The organism is Ideonella benzenivorans (assembly GCF_020387415.1).
Lineage (GTDB): Bacteria > Pseudomonadota > Gammaproteobacteria > Burkholderiales > Burkholderiaceae_C > Ideonella > Ideonella benzenivorans.
The window spans coordinates 25,974-41,511 of record NZ_JAGWCB010000010.1; the positions used below are offsets into that span (position 1 = coordinate 25,974).

Annotated in this window: 15 protein-coding genes and 2 tRNA genes; all 17 read right to left on the minus strand. The window is 68.7% G+C overall.

Translation table 11 applies throughout. The features are described from left to right. Positions 1-3: 3 nt before the first annotated feature. The 17 genes from KGA65_RS08685 to KGA65_RS08765 all read right to left on the minus strand — a co-directional run bounded on the left by KGA65_RS08685 (position 4) and on the right by KGA65_RS08765 (position 15,535). Positions 4-1,128 (minus strand): YeeE/YedE family protein, encoded by a 1,125-nt coding sequence (locus KGA65_RS08685; RefSeq protein WP_225862755.1) that lies wholly within the window; start codon positions 1,126-1,128, stop codon positions 4-6. An 8-nt stretch (positions 1,129-1,136) separates the two neighbouring features. Then, positions 1,137-1,550: a DsrE family protein gene (locus KGA65_RS08690; protein WP_225862756.1), complete on the minus strand. Its 414-nt coding sequence runs from the start codon at positions 1,548-1,550 to the stop codon at positions 1,137-1,139. 24 nt (positions 1,551-1,574) lie between these two features. Then, a complete protein-coding gene (locus tag KGA65_RS08695; protein WP_225862757.1) occupies positions 1,575-2,102 on the minus strand; it encodes a GlcG/HbpS family heme-binding protein in 528 nt (175 codons plus the stop codon). Positions 2,103-2,110: 8 nt separating this feature from the next. Further along, positions 2,111-3,847 (minus strand): thiosulfohydrolase SoxB, encoded by a 1,737-nt coding sequence (soxB, locus tag KGA65_RS08700; protein WP_225862758.1) that lies wholly within the window; start codon positions 3,845-3,847, stop codon positions 2,111-2,113. Between the two features lie 71 nt (positions 3,848-3,918). Beyond that, complete coding sequence (soxX, locus tag KGA65_RS08705; RefSeq protein WP_225863442.1) at positions 3,919-4,572, minus strand: sulfur oxidation c-type cytochrome SoxX; 654 nt, start codon at positions 4,570-4,572, stop codon at positions 3,919-3,921. A 19-nt stretch (positions 4,573-4,591) separates the two neighbouring features. Then, a complete protein-coding gene (gene soxA / locus KGA65_RS08710) occupies positions 4,592-5,392 on the minus strand; it encodes a sulfur oxidation c-type cytochrome SoxA (protein ID WP_375142633.1) in 801 nt (266 codons plus the stop codon). A 67-nt stretch (positions 5,393-5,459) separates the two neighbouring features. After that, positions 5,460-5,771, minus strand: coding sequence for a thiosulfate oxidation carrier complex protein SoxZ (gene soxZ / locus KGA65_RS08715; RefSeq protein WP_225862760.1), 312 nt, complete (start codon positions 5,769-5,771; stop codon positions 5,460-5,462). A 52-nt stretch (positions 5,772-5,823) separates the two neighbouring features. Further along, entirely contained in the window at positions 5,824-6,282 is a 459-nt protein-coding gene (gene soxY / locus KGA65_RS08720; RefSeq protein ID WP_225862761.1) for a thiosulfate oxidation carrier protein SoxY, read from the minus strand. Between the two features lie 70 nt (positions 6,283-6,352). Continuing rightward, a complete protein-coding gene (locus tag KGA65_RS08725) occupies positions 6,353-7,444 on the minus strand; it encodes a c-type cytochrome (protein ID WP_225862762.1) in 1,092 nt (363 codons plus the stop codon). Then, positions 7,428-8,807 carry a sulfite dehydrogenase gene (soxC, locus tag KGA65_RS08730; RefSeq protein WP_225862763.1) on the minus strand — a complete coding sequence of 460 codons (1,380 nt, stop codon included), beginning with the start codon at positions 8,805-8,807 and terminating at the stop codon, positions 7,428-7,430. Before soxC ends, KGA65_RS08725 begins: the two co-directional genes overlap by 17 nt. A 236-nt stretch (positions 8,808-9,043) precedes the next feature. Further along, positions 9,044-9,119: transfer RNA gene (locus KGA65_RS08735), tRNA-Lys, on the minus strand. Positions 9,120-9,153: 34 nt separating this feature from the next. After that, positions 9,154-9,229, minus strand: a tRNA-Lys gene (locus tag KGA65_RS08740). A gap of 56 nt (positions 9,230-9,285) precedes the next feature. Then, on the minus strand, positions 9,286-10,053 hold the full coding sequence (locus tag KGA65_RS08745) for a tRNA threonylcarbamoyladenosine dehydratase (protein ID WP_225862764.1): 768 nt from the start codon (positions 10,051-10,053) through the stop codon (positions 9,286-9,288). Next, a complete protein-coding gene (gene ybgF / locus KGA65_RS08750) occupies positions 10,050-10,820 on the minus strand; it encodes a tol-pal system protein YbgF (RefSeq protein WP_225862765.1) in 771 nt (256 codons plus the stop codon). Before ybgF ends, KGA65_RS08745 begins: the two co-directional genes overlap by 4 nt. A gap of 4 nt (positions 10,821-10,824) precedes the next feature. Next, positions 10,825-11,370 (minus strand): peptidoglycan-associated lipoprotein Pal, encoded by a 546-nt coding sequence (gene pal, locus KGA65_RS08755; RefSeq protein ID WP_225862766.1) that lies wholly within the window; start codon positions 11,368-11,370, stop codon positions 10,825-10,827. A gap of 87 nt (positions 11,371-11,457) precedes the next feature. Next, entirely contained in the window at positions 11,458-12,732 is a 1,275-nt protein-coding gene (gene tolB / locus KGA65_RS08760; RefSeq protein WP_225862767.1) for a Tol-Pal system beta propeller repeat protein TolB, read from the minus strand. A 268-nt stretch (positions 12,733-13,000) separates the two neighbouring features. Further along, positions 13,001-15,535, minus strand: a complete 2,535-nt coding sequence (locus KGA65_RS08765; RefSeq protein WP_225862768.1) for a cation-translocating P-type ATPase — start codon at positions 15,533-15,535, stop codon at positions 13,001-13,003. Between the last annotated feature and the right edge of the window lie 3 nt (positions 15,536-15,538).

Genomic DNA, 15,538 nt, shown 5'->3' on the forward strand with positions numbered 1-15,538 from the left:
CCCTCAGCCCCGGGAGGCCGCCGCGGCGGCCAAAGGCTTGCTCGGCAGCGTCTGGCCCCCCGGCTCTGTCACCGTGTCGCCGGGATGGTGGTCCAGCAGCCGATCGGTGATGGCGGCGGCGCCCCACATCGCACCCAAGGTGACCCACGCGGTGGCGGTGAACACGGCCGCCCCCGACAGCCCCGCCCCCACCGAGCAGCCGCCCGCCAACATGCCCCCGAAGCCCATCAGCACCGCGCCGACGATGTAACGCCGCATGCCCGGCCCGCCCTCGAAGCCCTCCAGCTTGAGCTCACGGGCCAGCGCAGCCGACAGGAAGGAGCCCAGGAACACGCCCGGCAGCAGCCCGGCGTCGAAGGACAGGGGCTTGTCGGTGACGAAGAGCACCCGGCTCAGGATTTCGGCCGAGGGGCCTGTGAAACTCAGGGACTGGATGGGGTGGGCGTCGAAGGCCAGGCGCGAAACCGCGTAGGTGAACCACCAGCCCGCCATCACGCTCAGCCCCACGCCCACCGCGCCGGCCCAGCCCCAGAACGACACCTGCTGCCGCCGGGCCCAGACGATGGCTGCCGCGAGCCAGAAGCCGGCGAAGAGCATGGCGCCGCCGTGGCCGATGCCGGTGCGGGCGATCAGGTCGCGGGCGCCACCGCCGTCGATGGTCCACCAGCCGGAAATCCACTCGCGCAACGGCGACAGGGCCCCGGTCAGCGCGGACTGGGCGGTGACCGCGAAGATCAGCCCGGAGACGACCGAGCGCAGATTGCCCTGAGCCGCCAGCACCAGCAGCCGGCTGGCGCAGCCGCGGGCCAGGATCATGCCGATGCCGAACAGCGCACCGCCCACCGCCGCGCCGGACAGGCTGCCGCGGGCGGCGATCTGGCGGGCGTTGCCAGCATCGAACCAGCCCAGGCTGGCCAGCAGCTGGGTGCCGCCCACCGCGGTGGCGAAGGCGAACAGCCAGACGGTCAATCGCCCGCCCAGCAGGTTGCGGGCGAACTCGATGACGGCCGAACGCAGGCAGAAACGCGAGCGCTGCGCCATGAAGCCAAACACCACGCCGATGAGCAGCGCGCCTGCGGCCAGGACGCGGTCCTCACCCCATTGCTCCAGCAGCGTTTCCAGGCCCATGTGCCACCTCAGGGTTTGATGTAGGCGTAGCCCTGCTGCTGCAGCTTGGCCAGACGCACCACGCCAGAAGGCGTGAAATCGGCCTCCTGGATGAACTGATCCTTCTTGAGGCCACGGTTCTTCAGGGTGATCTCGCAGATCTCGAAGCGCACGCCGCGCGCACGCAGGGCCGACACCAGGGGCGCGAACTCGGTGCCGTCGGGCGCCTGGGCGCCCTCCATCAGCATGTCCACCCCTTCCGCATGGGTGACCACGATGATCTTGGCCTCGGGGTCGGCATCCATGTGGTTGCGCAGGTTGCGCAGACCCTTGAGGCCCTGGGCCACCGCGCTGTCGATGTGGTAGACGACCAGATCCTGGGCCCAGCCGGCGCAGGCGAAGAAGGACATCGCCAGGGCGAGCAGAAAGGACTTGAAGCGCATCGTCGTCTCCTTGTGGGGTTGGAATCAGAACTCGATGTCGTCGGCAATGGCCTGCAGGCCCTTGGCCGCACAGGCCTCGTCGGCGTCGCCCCCGGGAGCCCCGGAGACGCCGATGGCACCCAGCAGGCTGCCACCGGCCTCGATGGGCAGCCCGCCGCCGGCGGCCATGAAACGCGGGTCGCCCCGCAGACCGCTCATCGGCTTGCCGGCCTGGGTTTCGGCGGCAAAGCCCGCGCTGCTCATCTTGATGCTGACCGCCGTCCAGGCTTTGCGGGTGGCCACGTCCGGCGTGTGGGCACCGGCCAGCCGGTCGCGCAGCAGGGCTTGCGGCAGGCCGGCCCGGTCCACCACCACGGCACTGACCTGGTAGCCCAGGCCGCGGCAATGGGTCAGGGCGGCCTGCACCGCCCGCAGCGCGGTCTCGGGTGTGAGCTGACGCACGGTGAAGGTGGCGGCCGGGGTGTCGGCGGCCTGCACGGCCACCGTGCCACCGAGGCCCAGCAGGCCGGCCAGCGCCAGCGCCGCGCCGTGTTGCCAGGAGGTGCTTGCCATGGTCGGTCTCACGCGGTCATGCCGGGGTTGCCCTGCATGCCGGCCAGCGACGGGGTGTTGATGCGCCGCGGCTTGACACGGCCGCCCTGCGATTTGAGCCAGGCCTCGACATGCTCCCAGACAGGCTTGACACCCGGCGCCGTCTTGGCGGATTCCGCCACCGGCGCCCAGCCGGCCACCTTGTAGGTCTTGTCGGCCTCGATCAGCTTGCCTCCCAGCCGCATGTCGTTGATGCGCCGGCCCATGGCCGCGCCCGGGTCCATCGCGTAGCGCAGGCCGCCCACCCGCACCATGTCGCCGCCCTGCTGGTAGTAGGGGTCGGGGTTGAAGAGGTTGTCGGCCACATCCTCCAGCACCGTCTTGATGGTGGCGCCGCTCATCTCGGTCAGGGTGGCGTAGGGGTAGGTGATGGCCAGCTGGTCCATCATCAGCTCGCGGGTGATGGTGTCGCCCGGCAGCAGCGTGGTGCCCCAGCGGAAGCCCGGCGAGAAGGCGATCTCGGCCCCCTGGGTGTCCATCAGCGCGTCGCAGATGAGCTGGTCCCAACTGCCGTTGAAATTGCCGCGGCGGAACAGCAGGCCGTCGGTGACGGCGAGCTTCTCCGAGAGCTTGGCCTCGTAGGGCGCACGCACCCGGTCGATCAGGGCCTGCATCTCTGCATCAGGCGCGAGCTGGTTGGAGAAGACCGGCAGCAGGCGATAGCGGAAGTCCGCCATCTTGCCGTCCTTGACGTCGACATCCATCACCGCCAGGAACTTGCCGTTGCTGCCGGCATTGGTGACCAGGGTGATGCCGCCGGCATTCTTGACCGGGATGGCCACCGGCACGCCGTCGTGGGTGTGGCCGCCGAAGATGGCATCGACACCGCGCACGCGGCTGGCCATCTTCAGGTCCACGTCCATGCCGTTGTGCGAGAGCACGACCACCAGCTGGGCCCCCTTGCCGCGGGCCTCGTCCACCATCTTCTGCAGGTTCTCGTCCTGGATGCCGAAGCCCCAGTCCGCCACCATGTAGCGCGGGTTGGCGATGGGGGTGTAGGGGAAGGCCTGGCCGATGATGGCCACCGGCACGCCGTTGATGTTGCGCAGCGTGTAGGGCTTGAAGACCGGATCGCCGAAATCGTTGGTCTTGACGTTCTGGGCGACGAACTCGATCTTGTCCTTGAAGTCCTTCTGGACGATCTCCATCACCCGGTCCATGCCGTAGGTGAACTCCCAGTGGCCGGTCATCACGTCCACGCCCAACAGCTTGCAGGCGTCGACCATGTCCTGGGCATGGGTCCACAGCGAGGTGGCCGAGCCCTGCCAGGTGTCGCCACCATCGAGCAGCAGCGCACCGGGGCGGCTGGCCTTCATGCGCTTGACCAGCGTGGCCAGGTGCGCGAAACCACCCACCTGGCCGTAGCGCCGGGCGGCCTTCTCGAAGTCCAGGCAGGTGTAGGCATGGGCCAGCGGCCCGCCCGCAGGAATGCCCGCGGCCTTCAGCAGCTGCTCACCCACCAGGTGCGGCAACTGGCCCCGCATGCTCCCGATACCGAGGTTGACGCTGGGCTCACGGAAGTAGATCGGCTTGAGCTGGGCATGGCAGTCCGTCATGTGCAGCAGCGAGACGTTGCCGAAGCGCGGCAGCTCGTACAGCCCCTGCTCGGCGGTGGCGGCATCGGCATCGGCATAGCGGCCCAAGGCCATGCCAGCCACCGAGGCCGAGGCCATCACGTTCAGGAATTCGCGGCGCGAAAGATTCATGATTCAGCAAGCACCGATGTGAAGGACCGGCCTCAGACCGCACGGCGCCGGGCCGTGCGGTCGAGCGACGGTCACTGGTTGACGGGGGACTGCGGGTCCAGCAGCAGCGCCATCACGTCGCGCAGCTGCTGCTCGTTGAGCAGCTTGCCGTGACCGAAGCGCGGCATGGTGGAGCAGGCCGAATACGCCTTGCTGTCCCACAGCTTGCCCCAGGTGTACTGGATGATCGGAGCCGAGGCCGGGTCGTTGAGGTTCTTGACCCCGCGGGTCTTGCCGTAGTTGTACAGGCTGGGCCCGATCGTGCCGTAGGAGATCTCCTGCTTGGTGATCTGGTGGCAGTTGTAGCACTGGGCGCCGTTGGTGGCCGGATCGGTGCTCTTGTCCGTCCAGGTCATGCCGCGGCCGTTCTGGGCCAGCTTCTCACCCACCTTCCAGTCGCCGATGTAGCGGCCACCCTCAGGCCAGCGGATCTGGGCGAACTCCGCCGCCTCGATCTGCTTGACCGCGGCCTCGGGCGCGCCGGTCGGGCTGGAACAGGCCGCCTGCACGGCATCCTGGTCCAGACGGTCAAGCCCGGCGATGCCCTTGGCCTGGAAGGAGGCGTGCATCATGGCCTGGGTCTGCTGATCCAGGTCGGCGGCCGTCGGTGCACTGGCGCAGCCGATCACCAGCAGGGACACCGCGGCGACGGCCGAGGCCGAGAGGAGAACATGGTGGCATTGCATGCGAGTCATCCTTGTCTGCTCAGCGCTTGAGGGCCGGGGCGATCGATTCGGCGCCCTTGGCGTTGACGCCCATGAACACCCCCAGAGCGATCGTCACGTCGGAGGCGAAACCGGGGTACGGGAAGCGCTGCTGGCGGAAGCAGTCGTTGAGCCGGCGCTGCATGCTCCACATCTCGCCGCTGGACACCCGGTAGGCGGGCCAGGCCGCAAAGCCGACGCCGTCACCCGGGTTGTGGGTCAGGTTGGGCAGGTCCTGCAGGCGGATGCGCTTGCCATCCTCGCCATGGCAGCTGGCGCAGGAGAAGTCCATCGGCCCGCCACGGTAGAAGAAGGCCCGCTTGCCCAGTTCGTAGTAGCGGCGCTCCTCGGCATGGCCCTGGGGCACCGCGATCTTCATGCCGCGCGACTCGGCGGAAATCCAGGCGGACAAGGCCTCCAGCGTGGCCTGCTCACCCTTGCCGAAAGGCGTGGCGGCGATCTCAGCGGCGTTGAAGCCCTGGATCTTGTCCATGCAGGTCAGCAGGCGCGATTCCAGATCCTGCACCCGGCCGGTGTCGGCGAACCAGCGCGGCAGCTGCACCCAGGCGCCCTTCACCACGCCCGGGCCCAGGCCCAGATCGCAGCGCTGCAGCGACACCTTCCTGGGCCCGCGCGGGGTCTTCCACAGGTCCTCGCCCTTGGCCTCGAACAGCTCGGCGGGGTTGCCGTCCTCGAGCATCTTGCGGTACTCGGCGATGCCGTCGGCGGCCGACTTCTGCTGCGCGGCGGCGGTGCCCAGCGTGCCGAGCGACACCAGGGCGGCCAGGCCGCCTGCGATCATTCTGGAGGTGTGCATGCTTCTCGCGGTGAAGGGGGGTGGAGGGGAGGATGCGACGCCGGGCCCGGGGTCAGGACACCGTGGCTTCGTCGGTCCGCGTGTCGCCGTGGTTGTCTTTCCAGCTCACGGCCATCTTGTCGCCCGCCTTCGCGCCCTTGACCGCGAACTGCAGGTAGGGGTTCTTCGAGATGGACGGGCCCCATTGGGCGGTCAGCACCGGCTTGCCATTGAGGGTGGCCGTGACCTCCTGGATGTACCAGGCGGGGATCACCTTGCCCGCCGAATCCTTGCGTTGTCCGGTTTCCATCTCGTGGCTCATCAGCACGCGCACGGTGGTCTTGTCGCCTTCGGCCTTGGCGCGGATGCGCATCGGGTCTGCCATGGTTCTCTCCTGTGTCTGTGAATGGGGAATGCGGGTCGGTTTGGGGGCGGGCTCAGCCGCCGCAGCCACCCAGCGTGACCTTGACTTCCTTCTGCGCGAACAGGACCTTGCCGTCGTTCATCAGGGCCACGGCCATGACGTTCGAGGACTGGCCCATCTTCACGCGGGTGGCGAAGTTCGGCTCCACCGCGTCGCTGACGTCGAAGATCGCCGACAGCACGCTGGGGTTCTTCTCGACCATCACCATCAGGCGCTTGACGCCCGGCAGCGTGGAGGCCACGCCGATGGGCACCACGGCCCCGTTCTCGGCGATGTCCGGACCGGTGATGGTCACGTCCTTGCTCTCGGTCGGGGCGCTGCCGCCCAGGGCCTTGACCACCTCGGCCATGGTCTTCATGTCGAAGACCGCGGCGTTGTAGGCCGCCTGTGCCGCAGTGGGCAGCAGGCCGGCGGAACCCAGCATCGCCACCACGGCGGCCGAGCGGGAGAGCATGTCGCGTCGGTTGATCATGTGAACTCCTCTGAGGGAATGAAGTTAATGAAGATTCTTCAGGGCAAGGAGCGTGAGAACCCCTGGGGGTTTACTTGGAGGCTCCGGCGGCCAGCCACTTGGCGATGAGCTGGAGATCGGCGTCCGGCAGCGTCTGCGGCGGCATCGGGATGCTGCCCCACAGGCCCTGCCCGCCCGATCGGATCTTGCCGGCCAGGTACGTCTGGACGTCGGCACGGTCGCGGTACTTGGCGGCGACATCCTTGAAGGCCGGTCCGACGATCTTGCGGTCCACGCCGTGACAGGCCGCGCAGGCGTACTTCTGCAGCAGGGCCTGCACCTGGGCCGACTGGCCGTCGCCAGCGGCCGGCTGGGGTGCGGCGGCCGCTGCGGTGGCCGCGGCCACCACGTCGCTGCCGGCCGGCCGGCTGGTGTCCACCCCGCGCTGCGGGCCGACCAGGCGCTGTTGTTGGGCCAGGTTGCCGTTGTTGTTGCGGGCATGGTCCGGCAGGAAGGACGCCACCTTGGGCTCGGCCAGGCAGTCCTTCATGCAGGCCACGGCCTTCACGTCGGGCTTGCCGCCGTTGCCCATGCCCTTGCCGGGCCACAGGCCGTGGTCGGTGGTCATGCCATTGCGGTTGGGCATGCGCGCCTGGGCCTGGGCGATGGTGGTGTCCGACAGCACGAAGTCGTCCGGCACGATGCCCGACATGTTCAGCAGGTAGGCCACCACGCTGTAGACCTCGTCGGTGTTCAGGGACTTGGGCGCGTTCCAGGGCATGGCCCGGTTCACGTAGTCCCAGATGGTCGAGACGGTGGCCACCTTCATGAAGGTGGTGCGTCCCGGGAAGCTGCGGTCGTTCAGCCTCGCCACATGGCCGGTCTTCACATCCTCGGCGGTCACGCCACCGATCAGGGGCGAGAAGACCTCATTGCTCTCACCGAACACACCGTGGCAGGAGGCGCAATGGCTCTCCCACACATCCTGGCCCTGGCTGACCGAACCGGAGCCCTTGGGCAGGCCCTGGAAGTCCGGCCGCACATCGATGTTCCAGGCCGCCACTTCCTTGGACGTGGTGTCGCGCCCGATGCCGGGATAGGCCGTGGACTGTGCCGCGGCCGTGCCCATGCCGGCGCCCGCCAGCACGACGGTCCACAGCAGGCGCTCAAGAGAGCTGGACATTCTTCACCTCCCCGCTTTCCTGGACCAGCCAGGTCTGGATGGCGTTGTTGTGGTAGATCGAGCGGGTGCCGCGCACCGCACGCAGTTGCGCATAGCTGGGCTGCACGTAGCCGGTCTCGTCCATGGCGCGGCTCTGCACCAGGGCCGGCTTGCCGTCCCAGGCCCAGTCCAGCGTGAAGCGGGTCAGGCACTTGCTCATCACCGGATCCTGCAGGCGCGCGGTGCGCCAGTTGCGGCCACCATCCACGCTCACATCCACGCGCTTGACCTTGCCGCGGCCCGACCAGGCCAGGCCGCTGATCTGGTAGTAGCCCTTGTCCAGCAGCACCTGGCCACCCGAGGGCGTGGTCACCACGCTCTTGCACTCCTGCGTGCTGGTGTACTGCCGGTGCTGACCGCCGGGCAGCAGGTCGATGTAGTGGACCGCCTCGTCCTTGGTGGCATAGGGCTTGTCCCCCACCTCGATGCGCCGCAGGTACTTCACCCAGCTCACTCCCTGCACACCCGGCACCACCAGACGCAGCGGGTAGCCTTGCTGGGGACGCAGCATCTCGCCGTTCTGGCCATAGGCCACCAGCACCTCGCCGCTTTCCACCAGCTCCATCGGGATGGTGCGGGTCATGCTGGAGCCGTCGGCCCCTTCGGCCAGCAGGTAGCGGCCGCGCTTGTAGTCGGCGCCCGCCATGTCCAGCAGGACCTTCAGCGGCACGCCGGTGAACTCGCTGCAGCTGAGCATGCCGTGGGTGTACTGGGCGGTGGGCACCGCCACATTGCCCCACTCCATGCCGGTGTTGGCGCCGCACTCGATGAAGTGGAAGCGGCTCACCGAAGGCAGACGCATGATCTCGTCCATGGTGAAGACCATCGGACGCTTGAGCATCTTCTCGTCCGAGCCGTTGAGCATCAGACGGTGCTTGGACGGGTCCATGTCCCACCAGCCCTGGTGATGGCGCTCGAAATGCAAGCCACTGGGCGTGACGATGCCGAACAGGCTTTGCAGCGGCGCGAAGGACACCGAAGCCTGGGTGGTCTGCGTCAGGCCCGGGCTGGGGCGGCGCTGCACATTGGACTCGTACTGCGAAGGCTTGCCGTAGCCGCCCTCCGCGGCCACCGGCGAGCCCAGGCCCTTGCTGTACGTTGGCAGGTTCAGGATGTTGGGGTCCCCCCCCTCGCTGGGCACCGGGTTGGACTGGGCCAGCACGGCGGGCGCGGCAGCACTGGCCATGGCCGCGGCAAACGCGCCGCGGATGAAGTCCCGGCGCCCATCCTTGGCTTCACGGCACACGGTCCGGATGCCGTCCTGATCAACGAAATTCTCGGGCGCCTTGCGCAGGCGCCCGGCGTGCTGGGGGTCAAGGCTCACGCTCGCTCCTCGGGTCTGACCGGTGGACGCGCAGCTGTGGCGGCGGATGGAACCGATGGATTCACATCCTTTCATCACAATATGCGCTTAAGCGAATATTAGTGATGACAGATCTCGTCAGGGATGGGTGGATTCCCCGCCCGGGTTTGACCCGATCGTGCCCGGGGTCTTGCCTTTTGGCGCGCCCAAAAGCAAAAGGCACCCAACGCCATGCGTGGGTGCCTTTGACAGGAAGTTGGTGGGCCCTGAGTGACTCGAACACTCGACCAACGGATTAAGAGTCCGCTGCTCTACCAACTGAGCTAAGAGCCCGCTGCGCATCCCGTTGCCGGGACCACAGGAAAACTGGTGGGTTGTGCAGGATTCGAACCTGCGACCAACGGATTAAAAGTCCGCTGCTCTACCGACTGAGCTAACAACCCCCGGCAGAGTCAGCGATTATGGCACGGTTTTGACACCATGCCAAGCGTTCTGTCGTTCAAAGCCCTTTCAAGGCACTGGCCACGGCTTCGGCCGCGGCCGCCATGCCGAAGCTGGCGGTCACCATCACCGAGGAGCCATAGCCGTGGCAGTTCAGGCTGCCATCGGTGTCGCAGGCGCCCCCGGCCGGAGGCGCCACGCTTTCGCGCGAGAACACACAGCGCAGCCCGACGCGGCCCTGGCGCGGTGCGCCATGCTCGCGCCGCAGACGGTTGCGCAGCGAAGCCAGCAACGGGTCGTGCGTCACCGCCGAGAGGTCGTCCACCTCCAGGCGCTGAGGTTGCCGCTTGCCACCCGCGGCCCCACAGCACACCACCGGCACCCCCGTGGCACGGCCCCAGGCTGCCAGCGTGGCCTTGGCGCGCACCTGGTCGCAGGCGTCGATCAACACATCCACCGGCTCGGGCAGCAACGCGGGCCACAGCTCGGGCTCGACGAACTCCTCGACCTGCAGCACGCGGCAGGCGGGGTGGATGTCGGCCACCCGGGCGGCCAGGGCCTGCACCTTGGCCTGGCCCACCGTGGCCCCCACGGCCTGGATCTGCCGGTTGATGTTGGACTCGGCGACCTGGTCCAGGTCGATCAGCACCAGTGTGGCCACGCCACTGCGGGCCAGGGCTTCGGCCGCCCAGGAGCCGACCCCGCCCACGCCCACCACGGCCACGCGCAGGGCGCGCAGGCGGGCGTAGGCCGCGTCACCGTAGAGGCGGCGCAAGCCGCCGAAACGGCGTTCCAGATCGGCGTCCAGCGTCGCGTCGCCGTTCACTTCAGCGCCACCAGCCGTTCCTTCGCGGCATGGGCCGCTTCGGACTTCGGATAGCGCTTGATCAGGTCTTCCAAGGTGCGCTTGGCGCCCTTGGTGTCCTTCAGTTCCGCCTGGCAGTTGGCGACCGCCAGCATGGCCTCGGCCGCACGGGGATGGTCCGGTGCCGCCGCCAGGAAGGCCTTGAAGGTGGCCAGCGAACCCTTGTAGTCACGCTGACCGTACTGGGCATTGCCCAGCCAGTAACGGGCCGAATCGGCGTAGCCGGTGTTCGGGTAGCGCTTGAGCAAGCCGGCCAGCGCGCTGGCGGCCCGGTCGAAGTCGCCCCCCCGCAGGCTGTTCATCGCATCGTCGTAGGCGGCCTTCTCGTCGGCTTCGACGGTGAAGTCCTTGCCATCGACGTTGACCTGCTGCGGCTCGAGCTTGCGCATGCGGTCATTCACGCCCGACTTCAGGTCGTGCATGGCGCGCTGCAGGTCGGCCAGATCGCGCAGCAGCTGTTCGTCCTGGCCGCGCAGCTTGGCCAGGTCTTCGCGCAGCTGCTCGGTCTGGTTGGACAGATCCAGCACGCTGCGCTGCAGCGACTGGATCTGGTCGGCCTGCTGCTTGATCTGCTGCTCGTTCTGGCTGACCTTGGCGCGCAGGTCCAGGATGGCCCGGCGCGCTTCGTCGTCATCGAACAGGCCCGCCCGCGCCGGAGACACGGCCAGCCACAGCCCGCAAGCGGCCAGAACGGCCGGCATCAGTGGTCGGAGCAAGCGGGTCGTCATGATCTCAACGGTCCTTCAGTTCGGCGCGGCGGTTCTTGGACCAGGCGGCTTCGTTGTGGCCTTCGACGGCCGGACGTTCCTTGCCGTAGCTCACCGATTCCAGTTGGCTGTCGGCAGCGCCCAGGGCCACCAGGGCCTTTTGCACGGCTTCGGCACGCTTTTGGCCCAGGGCCAGGTTGTACTCGCGGCTGCCGCGTTCGTCGGTGTGGCCGTCGATGATGATCTGGGCCTTCTTGTTGTTGGCCAGGTACTTGGCGTTGGCTTCCAGGGCCGGACGGAACTCGTCCTTCACGACGAAGCTGTCGAAGTCAAAGTACACCACACGGCCCTTCTGGGCGGCGGCCAGCAGTTCGGCGTTCTTCTGCGCAGCCAGGTCCACCGTGGCGACCGAGCTTTGGGCCGGTTGGGTGCTTTCGGCGGCGGCCGGGGTGCGGGTCTCGACCGGGGTGTCGTGCAGCTTCACGTTGGAAGCGCAGCCAGTGGCCAGGGCGGCCACCGCGACGGCGGCACTCAGACCCAGGCGACGGGACAGGATGGATTGGGCAAACATGGTGTTTCCTTCAAAGAACAGCAGATGAAAAGGCCGGCCTCATGCCGGCATGCCAGGCAGAGCGGTGCAACCTCGAGGCTGCATCGCTCAACGACCGTAGGGGCCCCAGTCGGGCTCTCGAATGTCCTGTCCGCTGGACAGCAGGCGCGTCTTCACCTTGCCGTCCACGGTGGATGTCATCAACACTTCCTGCCCCCCGGTGCGGGTGGCGTACATCACGAGCCGGCCGTTGGGCGAAAAACTGGGCCGCTCGTCGTAATCGGTGTCGCTGATCGACTGGCCAGATCCACTGGCCAGGTCCATCGTCATGACCTTGAACAGGCCCCCCTGGCGCTGCACATAGGCCAGGGTCTTGCCATCCGGGCTGATCGCCGGGCTGACGTTGTAGTTGCCGGAGAAGGTCACGCGCGTGGCCGAGCCACCGTTGACCGGCTGCCGGTAGATCTGCGGCGAGCCGCCACGGTCGCTGACAAAGTACAGCGTCTGGCCATCGGGGGCGAACGTGGCCTCGGTGTCGATGGCCATGCTCTGGGTGACGCGCCGCGGGCTGCCGCCGTTCTTGCTGATCAGGTAGATCTGCGAGCCCCCCTGGCGTGACAGCGTCACGGCCAGGGTCTGCCCATCGGGCGACCAGGCCGGCGCACTGTTGGAGCCCCGGAAATTGGCCACGCGGTGGCGGGCCCCGGTCGCGGTGTTCTGAACCCAGACCACCGGCTTGTGGTCCTCGAAGGACACATAGGCCAGCTCCAGCCCGTTGGGGGACCAGCTCGGCGAGATGATCGGTTCGGGGCTGACCAGCGCCACCTGCCCCCCTTCGCCATCGGCGTCGGCCACGCGCAGGCTGTAGCGACCACCGCCCTTGGTGACGTAGACGATGCGGGTGGCGAACACGCCGCGCTCGCCGGTCAGCTTCTCGTAGATGGCATCGGCGATGCGGTGTGCGGCCAAGCGCAGGTCACCCGTCGGGACGGGATAGCTCTGTCCCCCGAGATCAGCCCCCTTGACCACGTCCCACAGCTTGTAGCGAACGTCGTAGCGGCCATCGACCAGCTTGGTCACCGAGCCGGCGGCAATGGCGTCCGAGCCTTGGGTGCGCAGGTCGGCGAAGGCCGGGGTACCGGTTTCGTCGAACATCTGGCTGGTGTCGACAAAGCGGAAGCGCCCACTGCGCTCCAGGTCAGCCCGGATGATTTGCGAGATCGGCTGCGGGCAACTGCTCTCGCCGCGGAACCGCAGCAAGGAAATCGGCAGCTGCGTCGCGCCGATACCGGCGATCTCGACCCGAAACTGTGCGCGAGCGGGCAGCAGGTTCAGCCCTCCCAGGGCGGCGAGGGTGCCCAATGCGTGTCGTCTATTCCACATGTGTCGGTGGTTGATGCGCCAGCACGGTCAGAAGTTCCGCACATAAAAACCGTGCAGGCTGACCGATTGGCAAGTCAGAATTGTAGGACGGTTGCCACATTGAAGTATGGCCAATCCCAGGGCTGAAGCGTCCTGGGCTCGTTGGCGAGCCCTCCATCGGCACCGCCCCCCGCGCCGCGCATGTTTCGGCATGTTTCACGTTGCGCTGCAGCAACGACCGACCCGGCCTCGCCCGCCCTTGCCCCACGCAAGCGCCCCAATACTGATGTCAGCGGCAGGGTCTTGGCCCGAACGGCGGCCGCTTGACCCGCCCGAACCACAACCCGGCCACCGCCAACCAGCCGCCGGCCAGCAGCAAGGCCGGCCACTGTGGCACCGCAAAGCCGAAGGCGGCGCGCAAGGCCGGCACGCTCCAGGACAGCGCGAGCAGCAGACTGGCTGCCAGCGCCAGCCAACCCAGCCCGTCGCCGACATGCCGGAGCCAGCCGCCGCGGGACCACTGCCGGTTGGCCAGGATCAGCAGCACGCTGCCCAGCACCAGCACGGCAAAGCTCATGGCCCGCCCACCGGCCTCGGACTCACCCAACGCCCGGCCGCCCGCATAGACCGCCAGGCAGCAGGCCAACAGCCCCGCGCCCTGCCACAGCCCTCGGGCCAGCACCTGGCGGTCGAACAGGCGCGCCTGCGGCCGGCGCGGCGGCAGGCGCATCAGGTTCGGCTCGGCCGGCTGGGCCTCGAAGACCAGCGAACAGGCCGGGTCGATCACCAGCTGCAGGCACAGCACATGCACCGGCAGCAGCAGCATCGGCCAGCCCAGCAGCACCGGCAGGAAGGTCAGCCCGATGATGGGCACATGGGCCGCCAGCACGAAGACGATGGCCTTGCGCAGGTTGGCAAACACCCGGCGCCCGTGGCGCACGGCGGTCACCAGCCCGGCCAGGCTGTCCTGCATCAGCACCAGGGCGGCGGCCTCTCGGGCCACGTCGGTGCCACGGGCCCCCATGGCCACGCCGATGTGGGCCGCGCGCAGGGCCGGCGCGTCGTTCACCCCGTCACCGGTCATGGCCACCACCTCGCCCTGGGCCTGCAGGGCCCGCACCAGGCGCAGCTTCTGCTCCGGCTGCACACGGCAGAACACGCTGGTCTGCGCCACCTGGGCCCGCCAGCCGGCATCGTCCAGGCCCTCCAGGGTGCCACCGGCCACCACGCCGCCCGCCACATCCAGCCCCGCCTGCCGTGCCACCGACAACGCCGTGGCGGGATGGTCGCCCGTCATCATGACGACCCGGATGCCCGCCTCGCGGCATTCGGCGATCGCCGCGGGCACCTCGGGCCGCAAGGGATCTTCCAGGGCCACCAGCCCCAGGAACTCGAAGTCGAAGTCGTGCTGGATCGGCGGCAGGCGGTCGGCGGCAAAGACCGCCCGCGCCACGCCCAGCACCCGCCAGCCCTGGTCGGCCAGCGCGGCCACCTGGCCGACGATGCGCGACTGATGGGCCGCATCCAGATGGCACAGGTCGATCACCGCTTCCGGCGCCCCCTTGGCCGCAATCAGCCGCTCACGCCGGTCCGGCGACTGCCAGACCCGCGACATGGCCAGCAGCTCGGCCGACAGCGGATAGTCCTCGACCAGGGTCCAGTCGGCATGCAGGTGCTCGGTGTGGGCGAGTTCGCGCTCGCCAGCCTCGCGCAGGGCCTGCTCCATCGGGTCCACGGCCTGCCGGTGGCTGGCCAGGATCGCGTACTCCAGGGTCTCGTGCACCGACTCCGGCAGCGGCAAGTCTCGCTCGCTCACCAGGTCGTGCTCGCCCGTGGGCGACCACAGCCGGCGCACCGCCATGCGGTTGAGGGTCAGCGTGCCGGTCTTGTCCACGCACAGCACCGTGGCGGCCCCCAGCAACTCCACCGCGGCCATCTGGCGCACCAGCACCCGCGCCCGGGCCAGCCGCCAGGCCCCCAGGCCGAGGAACAGGGTCAGCACCACCGGCAGCTCCTCCGGCAGGATGGCCATGGCCAGCGTCAGGCCGGCCAGCAGGCCCTGCAGCACATCGTGCTGCCGCCAGGCATAAAGCGCGGCCAGCAAGGCGGCCAGCGACAAGCCCGTCACCGCCGCCACCCGCACGATGCGGGCCGTTTCCTGCTGCACCGGGCTGGCCGGCGCCTCGGTGGCCTGCAGCGAGGCGCCGATGCGGCCCAGCGCACTCCGCGGCCCGGTGGCCACCACCGCGCCCCGGGCCGTCCCGGCGGTCAGCAGCGTGCCGGCGAACAACCAGCCGCCGGCCTCGGCGCCCGGCGCCGGTGCGGGCGCCGCGGCATCCGCCGTCGCCGGCACGGACTTGAATACCGGAGCCGACTCACCGGTCAGCAGGGATTCATCCACGGACACCCCCGTGGCGGCCAGCAGGCACACATCGGCCGGCACCCGGTCCCCGGCCTCAAGCAGCACCACGTCGCCCCGCACCAGCTCGCGGCTGGGCACGCGACAGGCCTGGCCATCACGCCAGACCTGCGCCTGCGGTGCCGACAAGGCGCGCAGCGCCGCCAGCGAGCGCTCGGCCCGGCGTTGCTGCACCAGGCTGATCGCCATCACGACGATCACGAAGCCCATCAGCGTCCAGGCTTCCTGCGCATTGCCCAGCAGCGCATACAGTGCGCCACAGGCCAGCAGCAGGCCGAACATCGGCTCGGTCAGCACCGACAGCACCAGCCGCCACAGCGGCCGGCGCGAGGTGTCTGCCAGCTCGTTCGGGCCCTCGTCGCGCAGCCGACGGGCCGCTTCGGCAGCCGTGAGCCCGGTGTCCATCGC

Bases quoted from the DNA above. Each gene is read 5' to 3' on its own strand.
- KGA65_RS08765 (WP_225862768.1), bottom strand. From the start codon at position 15,535: ATGGACACCGGGCTCACGGCTGCCGAAGCGGCCCGTCGGCTGCGCGAC.
- soxX (WP_225863442.1), bottom strand. From the start codon at position 4,572: ATGCAATGCCACCATGTTCTCCTCTCGGCCTCGGCCGTCGCCGCGGTG.
- soxY (WP_225862761.1), bottom strand. From the start codon at position 6,282: ATGATCAACCGACGCGACATGCTCTCCCGCTCGGCCGCCGTGGTGGCG.
- KGA65_RS08725 (WP_225862762.1), bottom strand. From the start codon at position 7,444: ATGTCCAGCTCTCTTGAGCGCCTGCTGTGGACCGTCGTGCTGGCGGGC.
- KGA65_RS08695 (WP_225862757.1), bottom strand. From the start codon at position 2,102: ATGGCAAGCACCTCCTGGCAACACGGCGCGGCGCTGGCGCTGGCCGGC.
- soxA (WP_375142633.1), bottom strand. From the start codon at position 5,392: ATGATCGCAGGCGGCCTGGCCGCCCTGGTGTCGCTCGGCACGCTGGGC.
- soxB (WP_225862758.1), bottom strand. From the start codon at position 3,847: ATGAATCTTTCGCGCCGCGAATTCCTGAACGTGATGGCCTCGGCCTCG.
- KGA65_RS08685 (WP_225862755.1), bottom strand. From the start codon at position 1,128: ATGGGCCTGGAAACGCTGCTGGAGCAATGGGGTGAGGACCGCGTCCTG.
- ybgF (WP_225862765.1), bottom strand. From the start codon at position 10,820: ATGACGACCCGCTTGCTCCGACCACTGATGCCGGCCGTTCTGGCCGCT.
- tolB (WP_225862767.1), bottom strand. From the start codon at position 12,732: ATGTGGAATAGACGACACGCATTGGGCACCCTCGCCGCCCTGGGAGGG.
- soxZ (WP_225862760.1), bottom strand. From the start codon at position 5,771: ATGGCAGACCCGATGCGCATCCGCGCCAAGGCCGAAGGCGACAAGACC.
- pal (WP_225862766.1), bottom strand. From the start codon at position 11,370: ATGTTTGCCCAATCCATCCTGTCCCGTCGCCTGGGTCTGAGTGCCGCC.
- KGA65_RS08690 (WP_225862756.1), bottom strand. From the start codon at position 1,550: ATGCGCTTCAAGTCCTTTCTGCTCGCCCTGGCGATGTCCTTCTTCGCC.